At 44.9% G+C, this 20,456-nt stretch carries 16 protein-coding genes; 10 read left to right on the plus strand and 6 right to left on the minus strand.

Translation table 11 applies throughout. The annotated features are described in order from the left end of the window. The first annotated feature begins 22 nt into the window (after positions 1-22). Positions 23-205, plus strand: a complete 183-nt coding sequence (locus tag ACYQ05_RS01780) for a hypothetical protein (protein WP_459817763.1) — start codon at positions 23-25, stop codon at positions 203-205. 22 nt (positions 206-227) lie between these two features. Then, entirely contained in the window at positions 228-1,550 is a 1,323-nt protein-coding gene (locus tag ACYQ05_RS01785; RefSeq protein ID WP_459817765.1) for an APC family permease, read from the plus strand. On the opposite strand, the gene ACYQ05_RS01790 is transcribed toward ACYQ05_RS01785, so the two are convergent. Both ACYQ05_RS01790 and ACYQ05_RS01795 read right to left on the minus strand, forming a co-directional pair. Next, positions 1,523-2,440, minus strand: coding sequence for an EI24 domain-containing protein (locus ACYQ05_RS01790; protein WP_459817767.1), 918 nt, complete (start codon positions 2,438-2,440; stop codon positions 1,523-1,525). The genes ACYQ05_RS01785 and ACYQ05_RS01790 overlap by 28 nt on opposite strands. A gap of 2 nt (positions 2,441-2,442) precedes the next feature. Next, a complete protein-coding gene (locus ACYQ05_RS01795) occupies positions 2,443-2,670 on the minus strand; it encodes a hypothetical protein (protein WP_459817769.1) in 228 nt (75 codons plus the stop codon). A gap of 181 nt (positions 2,671-2,851) precedes the next feature. Between ACYQ05_RS01795 and ACYQ05_RS01800 the strand changes: the two genes are divergently transcribed. Genes ACYQ05_RS01800 through ACYQ05_RS01810 form a run of 3 tightly spaced genes read left to right on the plus strand, consistent with a single transcriptional unit; the run spans position 2,852 to position 7,512 of the window. After that, positions 2,852-5,482: a plasma-membrane proton-efflux P-type ATPase gene (locus tag ACYQ05_RS01800; protein ID WP_459817771.1), complete on the plus strand. Its 2,631-nt coding sequence runs from the start codon at positions 2,852-2,854 to the stop codon at positions 5,480-5,482. A 9-nt stretch (positions 5,483-5,491) separates the two neighbouring features. Then, complete coding sequence (gene ppk2 / locus ACYQ05_RS01805) at positions 5,492-6,250, plus strand: polyphosphate kinase 2 (RefSeq protein ID WP_459817773.1); 759 nt, start codon at positions 5,492-5,494, stop codon at positions 6,248-6,250. 8 nt (positions 6,251-6,258) lie between these two features. Beyond that, on the plus strand, positions 6,259-7,512 hold the full coding sequence (locus ACYQ05_RS01810; protein ID WP_459817775.1) for an MgtC/SapB family protein: 1,254 nt from the start codon (positions 6,259-6,261) through the stop codon (positions 7,510-7,512). Positions 7,513-7,773: 261 nt separating this feature from the next. Here ACYQ05_RS01810 and ACYQ05_RS01815 read toward each other — a convergent pair whose 3' ends face one another. Then, positions 7,774-8,484, minus strand: coding sequence for an FKBP-type peptidyl-prolyl cis-trans isomerase (locus tag ACYQ05_RS01815; protein WP_459817777.1), 711 nt, complete (start codon positions 8,482-8,484; stop codon positions 7,774-7,776). 225 nt (positions 8,485-8,709) lie between these two features. Further along, positions 8,710-9,657, minus strand: a complete 948-nt coding sequence (gene trxB, locus ACYQ05_RS01820) for a thioredoxin-disulfide reductase (protein WP_459817779.1) — start codon at positions 9,655-9,657, stop codon at positions 8,710-8,712. Between the two features lie 123 nt (positions 9,658-9,780). Here trxB and ACYQ05_RS01825 point away from each other — a divergent pair, with 123 nt between their 5' ends. Genes ACYQ05_RS01825 through serS form a run of 5 tightly spaced genes read left to right on the plus strand, consistent with a single transcriptional unit; the run spans position 9,781 to position 15,923 of the window. Continuing rightward, positions 9,781-12,285, plus strand: a complete 2,505-nt coding sequence (locus tag ACYQ05_RS01825; protein ID WP_459817780.1) for a DNA translocase FtsK — start codon at positions 9,781-9,783, stop codon at positions 12,283-12,285. After that, a complete protein-coding gene (gene lolA, locus ACYQ05_RS01830; protein WP_488193207.1) occupies positions 12,286-12,927 on the plus strand; it encodes an outer membrane lipoprotein periplasmic chaperone LolA in 642 nt (213 codons plus the stop codon). Then, positions 12,927-14,246, plus strand: coding sequence for a replication-associated recombination protein A (locus ACYQ05_RS01835; RefSeq protein WP_459817784.1), 1,320 nt, complete (start codon positions 12,927-12,929; stop codon positions 14,244-14,246). The genes lolA and ACYQ05_RS01835 overlap by 1 nt, the downstream gene beginning before the upstream one ends. After that, positions 14,246-14,626, plus strand: coding sequence for a fluoride efflux transporter CrcB (gene crcB, locus ACYQ05_RS01840; protein WP_459817785.1), 381 nt, complete (start codon positions 14,246-14,248; stop codon positions 14,624-14,626). The genes ACYQ05_RS01835 and crcB overlap by 1 nt, the downstream gene beginning before the upstream one ends. Positions 14,627-14,633: 7 nt before the next feature. Then, positions 14,634-15,923 carry a serine--tRNA ligase gene (gene serS / locus ACYQ05_RS01845; protein WP_459817787.1) on the plus strand — a complete coding sequence of 430 codons (1,290 nt, stop codon included), beginning with the start codon at positions 14,634-14,636 and terminating at the stop codon, positions 15,921-15,923. Positions 15,924-16,033: 110 nt separating this feature from the next. Here serS and ACYQ05_RS01850 read toward each other — a convergent pair whose 3' ends face one another. Both ACYQ05_RS01850 and mfd read right to left on the minus strand, forming a co-directional pair. Then, positions 16,034-16,951: a CsiV family protein gene (locus tag ACYQ05_RS01850; RefSeq protein ID WP_459817789.1), complete on the minus strand. Its 918-nt coding sequence runs from the start codon at positions 16,949-16,951 to the stop codon at positions 16,034-16,036. Continuing rightward, positions 16,948-20,406, minus strand: coding sequence for a transcription-repair coupling factor (mfd, locus tag ACYQ05_RS01855; protein ID WP_459817791.1), 3,459 nt, complete (start codon positions 20,404-20,406; stop codon positions 16,948-16,950). Before mfd ends, ACYQ05_RS01850 begins: the two co-directional genes overlap by 4 nt. Between the last annotated feature and the right edge of the window lie 50 nt (positions 20,407-20,456).

The raw sequence follows: 20,456 nt of genomic DNA on the forward strand, positions 1-20,456 counted from the left end.
GGACAATTTAAAGGAGGAAAAGATGGTTGAAGAGCATCAAAAAGAAGTGGTGATTAAGGGTTTAGATATTCCCTTTTGGGATCTGGTGGTTTTTTTGATTAAACTGTCGCTGGCTTCAATTCCTGCGCTGTTTATCTTAGGCGTGGTGTATATGGTTCTCGGCATGATTTTTGGTGCAGTATTTTTGCCAATGATGCCACGTTAAGTTTTTCAAAGGAGAGCGCATCATGCAAAAAGAGAAAGCCTTTGGCCTTTGGAGTGCGGTCTTTTTAGGGATTGGCTCAATGGTTGGCGCGGGCATTTTTGTTTTGCTGGGGGAAGCGGGGGCTATTGCGGGTAATTTAGTCTGGCTCTCTTTTATTTTTGGCGGCCTGATTGCACTGCTTAGCGGCTACTCTTTAGCCAAATTGGCGGCGACTTTTCCCAGTCGCGGTGGGATTGTAGAATATTTGGTACAATGCTACGGGGAAGGGGTTTTTTCTGGTTCTGTCTCTGTGCTGTTTTATCTATCGGCCATTGTCGCTTTGGCGATGGTCACCAAAACCTTTGGAACCTATGCATCAATGATGTTACCCGCTCATAATGAAGACTATGCAGATATTTTTGCGTTAATCATTCTCTGTTGTTTTGTGGTGATTAATTTAGCAGGCAGCACACTGATTGCACGCAGTGAAAATGTCATTGTGATTTTTAAACTTTCTATTATCTTGATCTTTACCGTTGCTGTCTCTTTTTACATTCATACGGATTACCTCTCATTAAAAGATGCCCCGCCGGTGTTAAATGTATTTTCGGCCATTGCACTAACCTTTTTTGCTTATGAAGGCTTTCGAGTCATTACCAATACGGCAGAGGATATGGCTAATCCTGCTAAGTTGATGATGAAGGCGATGATGCTTGCGATAGTGTTGGTGATGGCACTCTATGTGGCGGTGACTTTTGCAGTGTTCGGTAATTTAACATTAGATGAAATTATTGCCGCGCAGGACTATGCTTTGGCAGAAGCTGCCAAGCCGGTGTTTGGTGAGGTAGGCTTTGTTCTGATGGCAGTGGCTGCTTTGATTTCAACCGCCTCATCCATTAATGCCAATCTCTATGCGGTCACTAATGTGACCTATGATATGGCGAAAAATGGTGAGCTGCCAGAAGAGTATAAAAGGAATGTTTACCACTCCACCGAAGGGTTGTTGATCAGTGCAGCGCTAATTGCATTTTTAATACTCTTTTTTGAGCTGAAAGAGATTGCCGCCATTGGATCGATCTCCATGTTGTTTGTGCATGCTTTGGTGCATACCGGGCATCTATTTAAACGCAAACAGACAGGGGCTTCGACCACTTTATTGGTTTTGGCCATCTTCACCATGTTGGCAGCGATTGGTTTGGCTCTGCACTATACCAATCAACATATTCCAGGTGTCGGAGAATATGTCGCTTTAGGCTTCTTGCTTGCCTTTATGATTGAAGTTTTATTGCGCCTGTTTACTCACAGAACCATTAAACCGCAAATAAAAACCAACTTCCCTTACAATTTTTTAAGGTTACTTAAATAATAGAAAGAGGCGATTTCGCCAAAAAAGGGGCCAAAGATATTAAAGAGAGGTAAAAAGTTAAACAGGGCTGCAATGCCACTAATGACATAGAGCCCCCATTTATGTTTAGCCAGTTCTCCTCTCTTTTCTTTGGGAATGACCAGTTTGGCACTATCGTTAATGAAAGTATCTTTAATCAACCATATCCATAATCCAAGCAGAAACACAATATTAATAATGGGAATAAACAGGATAGGGAAGGCGAGAATGGAAATAACAGCATAAATCAGAATGTCCCGCAGCCGGTTTTCTGTCGCTTTAATTTTATTCTCTTCCAGAAAAAATTCATCAGGGAAGTATTTTTCGCGAACATATTCCAATATTTGTTGACTGAAAAAGCTGGTAATAAACAGCATGGTGACGACGATACCTGAATAGAGAATATAAACAGCCATTAAATCAGCCAGCGTCTCTTTAACGGTCTCAAATGGAAACCAATTAAGCATTTTGACAATTTGTTGATGAATCAATGCCCCTTCAGTGAACCAAATAAATAACCAAAATAGCGCACTGGCAAATACAATTAACAGGGAAATGGTGCTGAATTGCTTTTTGGAAACTCGCTCTAAAATCATATTGCCAAAAAAAGTGACAATCAGGGAGAAGGTGATGAGCACCAAACTAAACCATAAAAAGGATGAGACAATCCAGGCGCCATTGTAGCGCAGCATCGCAAATGGCACGAGGTTGATAAAAAATTGGGTAATGGCAATCAGCGGATCCCAGATCAGATAGCCGAAAAAGATCCAAGCCAGTATGACCCCTAAACCAATGAGCAAGGCGCGCTTGATGAGTTGATAATCTAGAATGGCTCTAAATCCAAAAAATATTGCTTCGATGACTGTAGGCATTTTTAAATCTCTTTGCAGTTTTGGGCATTGGTTTTGATGAGTTTTAAGCGTTTGAGAATGTGCGCTAACTCTGCATCATCTTCTTCAAATTTTTTACGAATTTCAGCTCTTTTCGCTTCGATAATCTGAATCTGCTGATCAATTTCTTCAGGATCAATCGCACAGTTTCGCGCCGCTTCTGCTTCTTTGGTTAATGCCCAGTTCATGGCTTTTTTTAAAAATTCGACCATTTTGATTTCCTCTGATAGCTTGAATTTAGGTATTCTAAATAAACATTCTAAGCGGAACTGGCGTGTCAGTTTTGTATTTTTAACCAGGAAATTTTCACTTTCAGTGACATTTGTTAAGTATATAATCAATATATAAACTTTTTAAACCGCATTTTTAAGCCTTCAAGTATAGGTGACCCTCATGAGTAATACGTTGGATGACCATTTAACTGGATTGACCGAAAAAGAGGTGCAAGCCCGCCTGAAAAAATTTGGCTATAACGAAATCAATGAAAAGGAAGAGAGTTGGCTGCATCGACTTTTCCGGCGTTTTTGGGGCCCAATTCCCTGGATGATTGAGACGGCCGCTGTTCTGTCTGCCATTGCGCAGAGATGGGAGGATTTTGCGGTCATTATCTTCATGTTGTTGGTCAATGCGTTTGTGGACTTTTATCAGGAGTCCAAGGCGTTGAGTGCCATTGCAGTATTGAAAAAGAAATTGGCTCGTAAAGCTTTGGTGTTGCGTGAAGGGAGATGGCAGACCATTGATGCCAAAGAAGTGGTGCCTGACGATATTATCAAATTAAAAATTGGGGATGTTGTCCCAGCCGATTGTCAGCTCATAGGAGGGGGAGACTTTTTACAAGTGGATCAGTCGGCTTTGACGGGAGAGTCACTGCCGGTCAATAAGCGCCCGGGTGATGCCCTCTATGCCAATGCCATTATTAAACAAGGAGAGATGGTCGCCAAAGTGACGGCTACGGGCAAAAATACCTATTTTGGACGAACGGTCGGTTTGGTCGCCCAGGCGGAGAAACAAGAGCAGGGACACTTCCAAAAGATGGTGATCAAAGTCGGGGACTTTTTGATTTTGATTACCCTTGTATTGATTGCTGTGATTATCTGGCATGGTGTCAGCAATCATGAACCGGTATTGGAGTTGCTGGTTTTTGCGCTAATTTTGACCATTTCTGCCATTCCTGTGGCGATGCCTGCCGTATTGACAGTGACGATGGCGCTTGGCGCGCGGGTATTGGCGGCCAAACAGGCGATTGTGACCAAGCTGTCAGCCATTGAAGAGGCGGCTGGGATGGACATACTCTGCTCAGATAAAACCGGTACCTTGACTCAAAACCGGATGAGTCTATCTGACCCCTATGTGGTACAACCGTATAGCGAACAGGATTTAATGCTTTATGCGGCCTATGCCAGTAAAAAAGAGAATGAAGATCCCATTGAAAAACCGATTTTTGAGTATATCGAACAGCATGGTTTAGCGGATCAATTGCAACAGGTGAAATTGAAAAAATTTATTCCTTTTGATCCGGTGCATAAAAAAACAGAAGCGATTTATGAAAATGATCGCATTTATACCAAAGGGGCACCGCAGGTCATTATTGCGTTATGTGATCCGAGTGAGTTTGATGAAGAAGCGGCTTATCAGCAGGTAGAGGCCTTTGCTAATAAAGGGTTTCGGACGCTCGGGGTCGCCTATAAAAATTGCGAAGAAGAGCATTATCATTTTGTGGGCTTAATTCCGCTTTTTGATCCGCCGCGAGAAGACTCCAAACAGGCGATTGCCGAAGCTAATGCCAAAGGCGTCTCGGTGAAAATGGTCACTGGAGACAATATTGCGGTGGCTAAATACATTGCAGGTATATTAGGCATTGGACAAGATATTCGAAATATTAAAGAGCTGAAGGGGCAAAGCACCCAAGAGTATCTTTTCTTATCAGAAGTCATTTCTAAAGCCATACTTAAAACCTTGCAAAAAGAGGTGGATGAAACTCGTTTGCAACAGCAGGTGGAAGAAATTGTTTCCAATGTACAAAAAGAGCTGGATTCTCGAGCCTTGCCTAAGGGCAGCGTCAAGCAGCACGAAAGTGAGATTATTGAAATTATTGAAAAGGCCAATGGATTTGCACAGGTTTTCCCAGAAGATAAATACTTTATTGTGGATGAGTTGCAGAAAGCGAATCACATTGTAGGGATGACAGGAGATGGGGTGAATGATGCCCCCGCCTTGAAAAAAGCGGATTGTGGGTTTGCCGTCAGCGGTGCAACCGATGCTGCGCGTGCAGCGGCGGATATTGTGTTGATGGCACCCGGTTTGAGTGTCATAGTGGATGCGATTAAACAGGCGCGGATAGTGTTTGAACGCATGAAAAGTTATGTGGTTTATCGCATCGCAGAAACCATCCGCATTTTAATGTTTATGACATTGGCTATTGTGGTGTTTGATTTTTATCCCATTACAGCCATTATGATTATTTTATTGGCACTGTTAAACGATATTCCCATTATGGCCATCGCCTATGATAATACAAAGGTAGAAGAGAAACCGGTGCGCTGGGATATGAAACAGATTTTTGTGCTCTCCAGCTGGCTGGGGATAGCGGGCGTTCTCAGTTCTTTTTTACTGTTTTATCTCGCCATGGTTTACCTCAAAACGCACCCGGAGTCAGCTGGCTTTTTACCCGATGTCCCCACTTGGGTGGATATGAATAATGAAGAAGCGTTTTTGGGATTTGTGCAGACACTGTTTTTCCTTAAGCTGATTTTGGCAGGGCATTTGACCATTTTTACCACCCGGATTGCGGATTGGTTTTTTAAACGTCCTTTTCCATCGTGGCAGCTGTTTAGTGCCACCATGGTAACTGCGGTGATTGGGACGGTGATTGCTGTTTATCCGTTTGGTTTAATGACACCCGTCAATTGGCAGTGGGCGCTCTTTTTGTGGGGGTATGTGACGGTTTGGTTTGTGTTCAATGATGCCGTGAAGCGTCTGGTGATTCGATATTATGAACGGCGTTATGGTGAGGAAATACTTTAAGGGGACTGAATGGATAAAAAAACTTATAAAGAAACGCTTTATGACTTGCAAGTGGAATTGGTCAAGTTCCAAAAAGAGGTAATTGCCAAGGAGCTGAAAGTCTGTGTCATTTTTGAAGGGCGAGATGCGGCGGGAAAAGACAGCACCATAAAGCGTTTTATTGAACATTTAAGTCCTCGAGAGGCGCGTGTCGTGGCTTTGGGGAAACCCAGTGATCGAGATCAAAAATCTTGGTACTTCCAGCGCTATGTTGAAGAGTTGCCGGTAGGGGGTGAAATGGCTTTTTTTAACCGCAGTTGGTATAACCGTGCGGGTGTTGAAAAGGTGATGCATTTTTGCAGCCCAAAAGAGTACAAAGCCTTTATGCGCGATGTTGGAGATTTTGAACATCTCTTGGTCAATTCCGAGATGATTTTTATTAAATACTACCTCGATATCTCAAAAGAAGAGCAAGCCAGACGATTAGAAGCGCGCAAAAAGGATCCGCTCAAACAGTGGAAAATCAGTCCCATTGATGAGCAGGCGCAAAAATATTGGCAAGCCTACTCAGAAGCGAGGGATAAGATGTTTAATCACACCTCATTTGTGTTTGCGCCTTGGTATATTGTGCATACCGATGATAAAAAAACGGCTCGCATCAATGTCATTAAGCACTTTTTATCTCAAGTAGATTATCCCGATAAAAACCATGAATTATTAGCCTATGACCACATGGTCGTGTGTCAATTTGATCAAGTTTGCTATGAAAAAGGGTTGATTTATCCATGAATTTGGATATGAATTTTATTCATTTTTTAGTGGTTGTCGCTTTTAGCTTTCTGGTGGGATTGGAAGTCAAATCTTATCGGGCTCATCACTTGCATGACTCTAGAAAAACGTTCTTTTTTTTCGGAGATGTTCGCACCTTTAGTTTTATCGGTGTGTTGGGCTTCGTACTGTTTGAAATAGATGTTAAGTATCACCTGCTCTACGGTTTGGGATTGCTTGCGATTACCCTTCTTTATGCGCTGCTCTATCAACAACTGCTAAAACAGAATCAGCACAGTATTGTGCTCTTTGTGGTCATGGTTCTGGTCTATACATTTGGTCCGATTATTCAAATGCAATCTTTGTGGATGACGGCGCTTTTGTTTGTCACGATTGTGTTTATTTTGAATGTCGATAAACGGGCAGATAAATTTGCCAAAAAAGTGAATACGGAAGAGTTTGAGACGTTAAGCAAAATGATTTTACTCTCGGCGGTGATTTTACCGCTGTTACCAGACAGTAAAATCATTCCTTATATCCCTCTTTCACCCTTTAAAATCTGGCTGGCGGTGGTTTTGATTTCTGGCATTAGCTATGCCGGCTATCTCATGCAAAAATATTTTTTCCCCTCCAAAGGGTATTATTTGACAGGGATTCTAGGGGGCTCATATTCTTCAACTGCTACCACAGTGGTGTTGGCAAGAAAAGCAAGGGAGTTGCAAGGCGACTCAGTGATTGATGCGGCAATTATTGCCGCCACTTCAGTGATGTATTTAAGGTTATTGATTATCGCATGGGTATTCAATGTCGAGGTGGGTAAAATGTTGTTTATCCCCTTTCTGACTTTTGCTGGAGTGGGGTTGTTAATTTCATTTTTTTATTTAAAGAAAGAGCAGAACGCTCATGACACCTTAAAAGTTTCAGACCAAAACCCTTTAGAGCTGACAACGGCCTTTATTTTTGCATTCATATTTGTGGTAATGATGGCGTTGACTCATTTTGTCACCCAATATTATGGATTAGAAGGACTGGAGCTGCTCGCTTTTGTTATTGGTTTAACGGATACAGACCCTTTTATTCTTTCAGTTTTGACCGGACACTATTCAATCACTGAATCCTATATTTTGGCAGCGATTATGATTGCTACGGGTAGTAATAATTTATCAAAAGCGATGTATGCACTCTGGTTTGGGCAGCCCAAGAACACCTATCACTCTGCACTGTGGGTGGCTCTTTTAGGGATCGCCACGATTGTTGTTGGGATGAAGTTTATCGATTTTTAGATCAGGTTTAGCCGTACAAAAGATTTTGAGCGCTTCACGCATTCCGAGAGAAAAGAAATTTTTGAAAAGGGGATAAAAAAGATTAGGGGAAGTTGATATAAAAATAGTTTGATATTATGAAATTCTTATATATAATTATTTCCAAGTTGTTTTGCTTTTTAAGTATAACAACCTCCTTTTGAAGAGCTTATGTTGTTCCAGTTTGGTTTTATTGGGAAAGCCCGTATCTTATGGTACGGGCTTTTTTATAGGCTTTTTCGCTTATTTTGTCTCTTTTTTCTCAGGGTTTTCAACGGTGAGCAGCTCAACTTTAAAGATAAGCGGTTCGTTAGGCCCAATCACTTTACCAGCGCCCTTTTCACCATAGGCAAGCTTGGATGGGATGTAGATTTCCCAAATGCTGCCTGGACGCATCATTTTAATTGCCTCTTTCCAGCCCAGAATCACATTGTCTAACTGAAACTTAAGGGGGGTGCCGCGCTTATAAGAGCTGTCGAAAACGGTACCATCTAACAAACGACCTTCATAGTGTACAATCACGGTGCTGTCATCAGTAGGATGAGGCCCTTTGCCTTCTTTGATAATTTTATACTGTAAGCCACTGGCGGTGGTGTGAATGCCAGGTTTTCCCTTATTTTCGGCGAAGAAGGCAGCTTCTTTGACCTTATTGGCTTCGGAGAGTGCTTTAAAAGCAGCCATTTTTTGCGCCATAATTTTCTTTTTAAAGGCTTCAATAGCGTCATTCATCTCTTGTTGCGTGAGCTTTAAAGGGCGACCTTTCAGGGCGTCTTCAAACCCCATTAGCAACGCATCATTATCGATATCGATTCCTTGCTGAATAAAGTTCTTCGCGAGATCTGCTCCGAGGGTGTAACTGGCTTTTTGTTCAACCGTTTTCAGTTCTGTATTGTCTGCCAAAGCGGTGGTTGAGCTGAGGAGAAGGATTGAAAAGGCAATTAAAGTTTTTTTCATGATATATCCTTTGGAGACCTTTGCACGAGATGGTTCTACGGCTAAAAATGGCTAAAATTTCCCCTATCGTTGTTGGAAAACTTGGCAATAGCTGGCTATTGCCTGCGTTTCCCGCCTAGATATGGAAAATTTTATCTCATTTTTAGCTCGCATCCCACTCATACAAAGGTCTCTTTGAGTTAAAAAACCCAGCGTAACGCTGGGTGAGAGGGTGAAAAGATTGGATTAAAGTTCATCCAGAAATTTTTCGGCATCTAAGGCCGCCATACAGCCAGTGCCTGAAGAAGTAATGGCTTGCTTATAGACCTGATCCATCACATCACCGGCTGCAAAAACGCCTTTTTTAGAAGTTTGGGTGGCATTGCCTTCCAATCCACTTTTCACTTTAATGTAGCCATTAATCATTTCTAATTGACCTTCAAAAATTTGAGTGTTAGGCGTATGACCGATGGCGATAAAGACCCCTGCAACATCAAGTGTTTTTTCTTCTCCAGTTTTCACATTTTTAATGCGAATACCGGTAACCCCCATATCATCTCCTAACACTTCTTCCAGTACCGAATCGAATTCGATATTGACATTGCCTTTTTCGGCTTTTTCCATCAGGTGTTTGGCTAAGATTTTTTCTGAAGAGAAGGTGTCTCGACGATGGACAATGGTCACTTCTGAAGCGATATTGGACAGATAGAGGGCTTCTTCAACGGCCGTATTACCGCCGCCGATCACCGCCACTTTTTGGTTTCGATAGAAGAAACCATCACAGGTTGCACAAGCAGACACCCCTTTACCTTTATATTTTTCTTCTGATTCTAAACCGAGGTATTTTGCAGAAGCGCCAGTGGCCACAATCAGTGCATCACAGCTATATTCTCCAGAGTCACCATAGAGTTTAAAAGGATAGCCTTCTAAATCGACTTTATTAATATGGTCAAAGATAATTTCAGTGCCAAAGCGTTCGGCATGTTCACGCATATCTTCCATTAATTGTGGACCCGTCAGTCCTGCTTTGCCACCTGGCCAGTTATCCACTTCTGTGGTGGTGGTCAGTTGTCCGCCTTGTTGCAGACCCGTGATTAAGACAGGTTCAAGATTGGCGCGAGCAGCATAGACTGCAGCGGTATAGCCAGCTGGGCCAGAACCGAGAATAATCAATTTGCTGTGTTTTGTACTCATTTTAGCTTCCTTCTCTTAAGCAAATGGCTAATGATAAAAAGATCATCGGGTTAAATATGTTAAAATTCTAGCACTTTTAAGACTGCAATAGACACAAAAATCCTCTAGCCGACGAAGCCATTGATGATACCTGTGAAAAAAATCAAACAATCCCCATCAGAAACTCCCTCTAAAACTGACACGCTAAGTGGTGAGGATCAGTTAACTGAAAAATCAGCTGAACAGACGGCTAAAGCATCGATGTTTTCGCTGCATTGGATCTTTAAAGACGGTTTATTATTGACCAGTATTGCGACAGCGATTTTTCTGTTTCTAATCTTGTTTAGTTATGACGGGCGAGACCCCGCCTTTAATAGTGCCGGCATGGTACAGACCATTCATAATTATGGGGGGAGAACCGGGGCCTGGTTGGCTTCAATGCTGCTTTATATTGTGGGCGTATTTGCCTTTATTTTACCTTTCGGTCTGATGATCGCCTCTTCACTGGCTTTATGGGCGAACCAAAATTTAAGCCCAGAAGCTGAACGGGATTATTCGCGTTATTTTACCAGTTTGATTGGCTTGCTACTATTGGTCATTTCCGGCAGTGCTTTGGCGACCCTTTTTATCCCCTCCAATTTTTGGGGGATCGCTTATCCCTATTCATCTGGGGGTGTTTTGGGTTATGAATTGAGCCATCGGTTGGTGGCAGCGGTCGATCTATTAGGGGCGACTTTGATCTTGCTGGTGGTGTTTGCTTGGGCGATCAGTATGATATTGAATCTGTCTTGGTTACAAATTTTTGAATATACCGGGCAGGCGTCTGAATGGCTTTATCATCAAGCCAAGCCTGTGTTGAAAAAAGTTCAAGATTACGCTATTAAAGTCATTAAACAGGTGAAACAAAAAAAGAAAAACGTTGATGACGATCAGAGTGAAAAAGAAAAGAACCTTGAGATACAAGGAGAAAGTCGTAACAAAAATTTAAAGGTTAAATTAGCCATTCCGACTCTGAAATCTTCATCTGTTTTTACTGACCTTAAAGACAAGGGGGCACTCAAAAAGGATGCGTCTAATGGATCGACTGCCTCTACCGCCAGTGAGGTGAAAGTCGGTAGTCGAGAACCAACCATTTCAGAGTTCAATGCCCCTCAAGGCAGTGCAGAGCTTCCCTCTTTGGCGTTATTAGATGAACCCCCGATCTATGAAGAGGGGTATAGTGAAGAGCAGCTGCGCGATCTCTCTAGCTTATTAGAGCAGAAGCTGGAAGAGTTTGGGATTAAGGTCAAGGTGGAATCTGTTCAACCAGGACCGGTGGTGACCCGTTTTGAAATTTTGCCTGCACCGGGCGTCAAAGTGAGCCAAATTAATAATTTATCGAAAGATTTGGCGCGCGTGTTGTCGGTGAAGTCAGTACGTGTGGTGGATATTATTCCCGGCAAAACCGTGATTGGGATAGAGATTCCTAATGAAGAGCGGGAGTTGGTGAGTTTTCGTGAAATTTTGGCTTCAGACGCATTTCAAAACGCATCCAGTAAACTGACGGTAGCGCTGGGTAAAGATATTGCCGGCAAGCCGGTGGTGGCGGATATTGCCAAAATGCCCCATCTATTGGTGGCAGGGACCACGGGATCCGGGAAGTCGGTGGGTGTCAATAGCATGATTTTAAGTTTACTGTATAAGGCGACACCCGAAGAGGTGCGGCTGATTATGGTAGATCCGAAGATGTTGGAACTGTCAGTCTATGATGATATTCCGCATCTGTTAACGCCTGTGGTCACCGATATGAGTGAGGCGGCCAATGCTTTGCGTTGGTGCGTCTTTGAAATGGATCGTCGTTATCAATTGATGGCCAAACTCGGGGTGCGCAATATTGCCGGCTTTAATGCCAAAGTGCAGGGGGCGATTGATAAGGGGAATCCGATTATTGATCCGCTTTATCAGCAAAAAGCCAGTTTTGGTTTAGAAAAAGGGGAAAAGCCGCCGACTCTAGAGCCCTTGCCATTTATCGTAGTCGTGGTTGATGAGTTTGCCGATATGATTATGGTGGTCGGTAAAGAGGTGGAGCAGTTGATTGCGCGCATTGCGCAAAAAGCGCGGGCAGCAGGGATTCACTTGATTTTGGCCACTCAACGGCCTTCGGTCAATGTCATCACCGGATTGATTAAAGCCAATATCCCCACGCGGATTTCATTTATGGTGAACACCAAAATTGATTCGCGTACGATTTTGGACCAAGGGGGCGCTGAGCAGCTCCTCGGAATGGGGGATATGCTCTATTTGCCGCCAGGGACTGGGACGCCGAAACGGGTTCATGGCGCTTTTGTGTCTGATGAAGAGGTGCATCGGGTGGTTGATTTTGTTAAATCTCAAGGCAAGCCGCAATATTTAGAAGTTATCACCAAAATGAACAGTGCAGAAGAAGCACAAGGCGCTGGCAGTGCCGATGCTGAGCAAGATCCCATTTATGATGAAGCCGTCGCCTTTGTAGCGGAAAAACGTCGTGTTTCCATCTCACTGATTCAACGTCAATTTAAAATTGGCTATAACCGAGCCGCCAGAATCGTCGAAGCCATGGAATCAGCGGGTTTGATTTCTAAACCGGGTTCGAATGGCAATCGAGAAATTTTAATTCCAGAGCATAATTAAATGAGACAATTTTTAAAAATCCTCCCACTCTTTCTAATTTTTTTAAGCAGTTTCCCTCACTTTGTGCAGGCAAAAAGCCAAGCCGAATTGGTGAAGCCGCTGCAAGACTATGTGGATCAGCTGCAAACCTTTTCGGCAGATTTTATCCAGGTGCAACCGGATGAAGAGACCTTCTCGATGAACCAATCTACCGGTCATTTTGATCTAAAACGTCCTGGGAAAATTTATTGGCACTATGATACGCCGACCCCGCAAACCATTGTGATTGATGGGGTCAATTTATGGGTCTATGATGAAGATTTGGATCAAGTGACAGTGCAACCCGTCAGTCAAGTTAAAAAAGATATTCCCTTAGGTTGGCTATTGTTTAATGATCCGATTGCGAAAAAGTTCGACATTATTTACAGCAAAGAGTCAGATGGGGTGCAGTGGTTTAATTTAACCCCCAAAGCGGCGACCTATTTTCAAAGTTTGGATGTGGGCATGAAAAATGGTCATATGGTATCGGTGGTGATGTATCAGAGCACGGACAATGTGACCAAAGTGACTTTTCAAAATATTCGAGAAAACCTGCCGATTACCGACAGTTATTTTCAATTTGAACCGCCCATCGGGGTTGATGTGATAGGAACGCCGCAGTAATGTCGAAGCATTATCAGCCGCTCTCTGATCGTTTACGTCCGAAAACGCTTGATGAGTATGTGGGGCAACGTCACCTACTGGGGCCTAAGCGCGCTTTAACCAAAGTCTTTGAATCGGGGCATTTGCACTCGATGATTTTTTGGGGACCGCCCGGCACGGGTAAAACCACTCTGGCGCGCCTGATCGCGCAGCAATCGGGTTTACAGTTTCTGAGCTTGTCCGCAGTACTGGATGGGGTTAAACAGGTACGTGAAGCGGTCGAGCAGGCAAAATTGCACCGTCAGCAATTTAATGAAGGTACGCTGTTATTTGTGGATGAGGTGCACCGTTTTAATAAGGCACAGCAAGATGCCTTTTTGCCTTTTGTGGAAGATGGCACCTTTGTCTTTATTGGTGCGACAACCGAAAATCCCTCTTTTGAGCTCAATAATGCGCTACTGTCTCGCGCTCGGGTCTATGTCTTACGGGCTTTGGAGGTGGAAGAGTTGCAGCAAGTTTTGCAACGGGGCATAGTGGAGTTGCAAGCCGAGTTAGGACAGACGTTACATATTGAGCCCAAAGCGGAACAACAGCTGATTCAAGCGGCGGATGGGGATGCGCGTCGCTTGTTGAATACATTGGAGCAAGCGGTCGATTTTGCAGAACCCTGTGCACAGGGTTTGTGTTTAACGGTGGCGCACTGCCAAGAGGTCATTCAAGGCGGCATGCGCCGATTTGATAAGGGGGGCGAGGCGTTTTACGATCAGATCTCTGCCCTTCATAAATCGGTGCGGGGTTCCAATCCGGATGCGGCGCTTTATTGGCTCACACGGATGTTAGAAGGAGGCGCGGATCCGCGTTATTTGGCACGCCGTATGATTCGCATTGCCAGTGAAGATATTGGCAATGCCGATATCAAAGCTTTACAATTAGCGCTCAACGCCGCTGAGGCCTATGAAAGACTTGGTTCGCCAGAAGGGGAGCTGGCTCTGGCACAAGCGGTCATCTATTTAGCCGTCGCGCCGAAATCCAATGCGGTCTATAGCGCCTATAAGCAGGCAATGAAAACGGTTAAAGCCAGTGGTTCATTAGAGGTGCCGCTGCATTTAAGAAATGCGCCGACAGAGTTAATGGCGGAGCTGGGCTATGGCGAAGGTTATCGCTATGCGCACGATGAGCCTGAGGCGTATGCGGCAGGGGAGGACTATTTTCCAGAAGAGATGCCGCCACAAAATTTTTATCAACCGGTACCGAGAGGGTTAGAAATCAAAATTGGGCAAAAACTGGACTATTTAAAACAGTTGGATGCACAAGCGATTCATAAAAGGAGAAAGCGCTAATGCAGTGGTTAGCAGTTGCCCTAGGGGGCGCTTTGGGGGCAATGTCCCGTTTTTGGGTGTCGCACCAAGTTTATCAAATCATGGGACGTAACTTTGCGTGGGGAACCTTATCGGTCAATGTGTTGGGTTCCTTTATTATGGGGGTGGCAGCGATTCTCTTAATCGATAAATTTGCCACTTCGAATGAAGTGCGCAGTTTTATTATGGTCGGATTTTTGGGGGCTTTTACCACCTTTTCCACGTTCTCTTTTGAGACCATGCAGTATATTGAAGTCGGAGAAATCAATAAGGCATTGATCAATATTGCCATCAGTGTGGTGGCGTGTTTGGTGGCAGTGGGTGCAGGCCTGTGGGTTGGCCGTCAATTTTTGGTAGAGTGAGAGACAGATGTTAGAGACAAAATTATTAAGAACACAACTTCATGAAGTGGCAGAGCGTTTAAAAACACGCGGATTTGATTTGGATGTCGCCAAAATTGAGGCGTTGGAAGCGGAACGCAAAAAACGCCAGGTTGAGATGCAAGAGTTACAAGCTTTGCGTAACAGCCGTTCTAAAGTCATTGGCCAAGCGAAAGCCAAGGGTGAGGACATTCAACCCATTCTCGCTGAAGTGGCAGATTTAAAAGAGAAATTGGAAGCTGCCAAAGCAGCCGAAGAGCAGGTGCAAGCAGAATTGGAAGCGATTTATGCCAGCATTCCCAATTTGCCGCATGAAAGTGTGCCTGTGGGCAGTAGCGAAGCGGATAATGTGGAGATGCGACGTTGGGGTACGCCGCGCACCTTTGAATTTGAAGTCAAAGATCATGTGGATTTAGCGGAAATGCGCGGTTGGTATGACAATGACGCTGCCGTAAAAATTGCCGCTTCCCGTTTTGCAGTGCTCAAGGGTCCGATGGCGCGATTGCAACGTGCTTTAACGCAGTTTATGTTGGATACCCATACCTTAGAGCATGGCTATGAAGAGGTCTATGTGCCTTATTTGGTCAATCAAGACAGTCTGCGCGGGACTGGACAGCTCCCTAAATTTGAAGAAGATCTTTATAAGATCGCGAAACATGAAGCGCATGACACCCAAGATCGCGACCTCTATTTGATTCCAACAGCAGAAGTGCCGGTGACCAATTTGGTTCGTGGAGAGATTCTGGACGAGGCGCAGCTCCCCTTGAAAATGACAGCGCATACTCCCTGTTTTCGTTCAGAAGCCGGCTCTTATGGGCGTGATACTAAAGGGTTGATTCGCCAACACCAGTTTGAAAAAGTGGAGATGGTGCAAGTGGTGCATCCTGACACCTCCTATGAAGTGCTTGAGCAATTGACTGCACATGCGGAGGCGATTTTACAGAAATTAGAGTTGCCTTATCGCGTGATGAACCTTTGCACAGGAGATATCGGTTTCTCTGCGGCGAAAACCTATGATTTAGAAGTTTGGTTGCCTGGGCAGAACGCCTATCGCGAAATTTCCTCTTGCTCCAATTTTGAAGATTTTCAGGCGCGTCGTTTACAAGCGCGTTTCCGTTCTGGACAAGAAAAACCTCAACTGGTACATACGTTAAATGGTTCAGGCTTAGCGGTCGGGCGCACCCTAGTGGCCATTATTGAAAATTACCAAAATGCAGATGGCACGGTGACCGTGCCGGAAGCGCTACGCCCTTATTTAGGCGGCATCGAAACCCTTTAAATTTGAAGTCAATTTGCCAAAATCCCCAGTCCTGCCCTTGTTTTTGAGCAGCAGGACTGGGGATTTTGGCATTTTTTTTTGTGTGTGAGTGCTATTTTCGCTCCATTTTCTTATGGAGTGGTTAAGGGCACTGTTTGACTGACGGCATGGCTTTGGTAAAGCGGCAGTTGTTCAGGCTTGAGGCGTTTAATTTGCATGAGAATGCCAAAGAGCGGATGGTCGATATAGTGTAACTGACCTGGTTTAATTTTTCTGGCTTGCTGGAGCTGAAAGGTCCAGTAGTCCGGCATTTGATCTGCATCGATGTCTTCATGTTGCGCAAATTTTTCTCGAATAGGTGTCGGGATAAAGCGCTCGAGATTGAAGTGGGTTTCAATATGTGCATAGCGGGTTTTATACAGTTTCACAGTGCCGGTTAAAGCTGATTGATATTCTGATTGCGGTTCATTTTCAAAATAGATGGGCTGCGCTTGGCTGGGCGGAAGGCCTTCTTGCACCCAGCTTTGATGCAGCAGGATTCGATAGCCTTTAGAGGGCACCAGTTTACTGGCTTCTGTATTAAGCAGCCATAAAGATGGGGTCTGCGTATTGTCGCTGTTGCTGTCATCAGGTGCGAGAAGAAAGGCGTGAGTGCGGTTTTCAACCGTATCTGCGGTACGCTCATTCAAGTCAGCTGCGGTATCTTTATCGGTATCTTGAGTAGTGTCTAAAGATTCTGCTTGTAAGGTTTCGGTTTGCACGCCGATCACTTGCACCTGTGAATCGGATTCGATTTGAATGGGCGTTTGATCGGCAGGGGGGACTAAAACTACACCGGGTTGGATGGGATAAGCGTTATCTGTTGGAATCTCAGGGACTTGATGCGGCCAGAACTCTTCGGTCCAGCCCCGTAGTGCAGTGGTTTCAAAGACAATGATCTCTACCTGATACAGTGGCGGTTGTTCTGACGGATCTTGAGGTGCGGATTGAGCATTAAAGGCAAAAGCTGACAGGCTCAGTGCGATCAAAGTAGCAGTAAAAGATTTCATCGATGGGCATCCTGTTTCAGTGCATTAAGCATAAATTGTATCATTTGAATCCGTTCTTCCACCGTTTTTAAGGTGTCGAAATATTTGAGTTCATCTTGACCTTTTAGTTGGTATTTTTGCGGCTGACTTTGAATCAATTGAATCAATTTTAACGGGTCGATATTGGGCTGTTTGCCAAATTGAATGCGAATCATCGCTTCATTGGCTTCCACTTTTTGCAGATGGTAAGGCTCTGCTTCCAATTTAACTCGTGTGACCGCAAATAGCGTCTGCGCTTGCACAGGCAGCAGGCCAAAGCGGTCGATCATTTCTACTTCTAATTCGTGTAATGCCTCTAAATTTTTGGCATTGGCAATGCGTTTATAGAGGACTAAACGCGTTTGCACATCGGGTAGATAGTCTTCAGGAATCAGTGCGGGAGCACCTAGATCCACTTCCAACCCTTGATGTAGGTCGGTGGCCAGTTCCGGCTGTTTGCCCGATTTAAGCGCATTGACGGCACGTTCTAATAGCTCCGCATAGAGTGAAAAACCGATCTCTTGAATTTGCCCAGATTGCCCTTCGCCTAGCAGCTCACCGGCACCGCGAATTTCTAAGTCTTGGCTGGCCAACATAAAGCCGGCGCCCAAGGTATCATGTTTAGCGATGGCTTCCAGCCGTTTTTTAGCATCAGCTGTCATCAGGGCTGGTTCAGGGGTAAAGAGATAGGCATAGGCTTTATGGTGAGAACGACCGACGCGTCCACGCAGTTGATGCAATTGCGCCAAGCCAAATTTATCAGCTCGATGAATCAAAATGGTGTTGGCGGTGGGAATGTCAATCCCAGTTTCAATAATGGTGGTGCAGACCAGAATATTGAACCGACGGTGGTAAAAATCTTGCATCACCTGTTCGAGTTCTTTTTCCGGCATCTGGCCATGCGCCACTTCCACCTTGGCATCCGGCAGGAGATCGCGAATCTCATCGGCTATGGTTTCAATGCGTTTGACATCATTAAACAGCACATAGACTTGGCCGCCACGGCGAATTTCACGTAAACACGCCTCCTTGACCGTCTCTTCATTCCAGGGTTGGACAAAAGTTTGTACCGCAAGCCGTTTATCTGGCGGGGTGGCAATAATGGAGAGATCGCGTAAGTCATTCATTGCCATATTGAGGGTTCGTGGAATGGGGGTGGCGGTCATGGTGAGCGTATCAACGGTGGCGCGATATTTTTTGAGCACCTCTTTTTGCCGTACCCCAAAGCGGTGCTCTTCATCGATAATAATTAACCCCAAGTCGTGAAACTGCATCGTTTTTTGCAGCAATTTATGGGTGCCAATAATAATGTCGATTTTACCGTCGGCCACGGCTTGCAGCACCTCTTTTTGCTGTTTAGCCGTTTGAAAGCGCGAGAGCAGTCCAATCCGGATCGGCCAATCGGCAAAACGGTCTTGAAAGTTTTCATAGTGTTGTTGGGCGAGTAGGGTGGTGGGAACCAAAATGGCCACCTGTTTACCGCTGTAGGCAACGGTAAAGGCGGCACGCATTGCCACTTCTGTTTTCCCAAAACCGACATCCCCGCACACCAAGCGATCCATCGGTTTGTCCGATTTTAAGTCGTTGAGAACCGCTTCAATCGCAAGCTGCTGATCCGGTGTCTCTTCAAATGGAAAAGCGGCGCAAAAACGCAGGTAAGCCTCTTCTGGGGTTTCGAAAGCTTCCCCTTTTTGCGCTTCTCGTTGTGCATAAATATCCAGCAGCTCGGCGGCCACATCATAGGCTTTCTCGGCTGCTTTTTTCTTCGCTTTTTCCCATTTGTCACTGCCAAGTTTATGCAAAGGCGCTTGTTCTGGGTGTGTGCCCGCATAGCGGCTGACTAAATGCAAAGAGGTGACCGGGACATAAAGTTTGTCGCCGCCTGCATATTCTATGGTAAGAAATTCTCGAGTCTGACCTTGTAGCTCTATGGTTTGTAGCCCTTGATAGCGACCGACACCATGATCAATATGGACAATCGGTTGCCCGATTTCAAGCTCAATCAGCGACTGAATGCCATCACTGAAGTTTTCATGTGTCTTTTTACGGCGCCGTTTTTGTAGCGTGGTCTTGCCTAGGATTTGACTTTCGGTAATCAGACAAAATTCATCGGTATAAAGCGGCTCTTCAAGCGGCACAACGGTGATGTTTTCATGGGCGGTGCCCTCTAAAAAGGCTTGCCAGCTGTCGACGGTTTTTGGCGTGTGTTGGCTCTTTTTCAGTAAATTGATTAAGGTTTCGCGACGTCCAGTGGTTTCGGCACAGAAGAGCACGCGTCCCTTGCCTTGATGATAGTGGTCAAGAAAGGCGTTGAGTTTGGCTAAAGGGTAATCGCTTTTGGCTTCTAGGGTGAGGTCGGGCAGCGGTTTGTGATCCACAACCGTTGTGGCGGCTGTGCTCGGCTCTTTAAGGAGTTGAATCCGATGCCACTGTTTGAGATGGTGCATCACTTCGGATTCAGGCAAAATCAATTGTGCCGGTTCCAACACGGGAAAGTCGGGGTTGTGTTGCGCAATCTCATAACGCTCTTGGTAATCTGACCAAGTGGTTTGGATTGCTTGTAGTGCCTGATCGACTTCAAAAAAGAGCGCGTCTTTGGCTAAATAATCAAATAGCGTTGCGGTCTGTTCGTGAAAAAGTGGGAGATAATACTCCAGCCCCCCTTGTGTCTGCTGTTGGCTAACCGATTGGTAGAGGGTGCTTTGTTGCGCTTTTTCGCCAAATAGGGTGCGAAATTGGGTGCGAAAACGGGCAATGCCCGCTTCGTCTAATGGGTATTCTTTTGCTGGCAGGAGCTCAATGCGATCTAATTTCTCGGTGGAGCGCTGGGTTTCAGGGTCGAATTGACGAATGGTCTCAATTTCATTATCAAATAGATCAATGCGAAAAGGGTGGTGACTGCCCATGGGAAAAAGGTCAATAATGGCGCCGCGAATGGCAAATTCACCATGAGCCATCACTTGACTGACACGTTCATAGCCCGCTTGTTGTAATCTGGCAGTAAACTCAGCCACTTCTATAGTATCGCCCACATTCAGTAGTAGCGTTTGACGGTCAATATAGTCATGGGGGGCGAGGCGTTGAATCAAATTCGGCACCGGAAGCATCAAAATGCCGGATTGGAGTGTGGGTAATTGATAAAGCGTGCGCAGACGTGCTGAAATGATCTCTTGGTGCGGAGAAAATTGATCATAAGGCAAGGTTTCCCATTCAGGGAAGTGGTAGATTGGGAGGTTTGGATTGAAAAATTGAATGGCTTCTTCCAATCGGCTGGCCAGCACGCTGTTTTCTACCAGCACCACATGAAGTCGCTGCTGTTCCGTCGCTTTTTGTGCGATGGCATAGGCTTTTTCTGTTAAATTAAGCGGCGACCAGATAGACTTATGGCCTTTTAATGGGATTTGATTCAGTTGGGCGAGTGGCGTTTTGGTTGCCATAAGCAGCTTTATTCTTTATCTAGGTGGTTAAAAACGGCTATTTTACAAAA

Source organism: Galenea microaerophila, assembly GCF_054657255.1.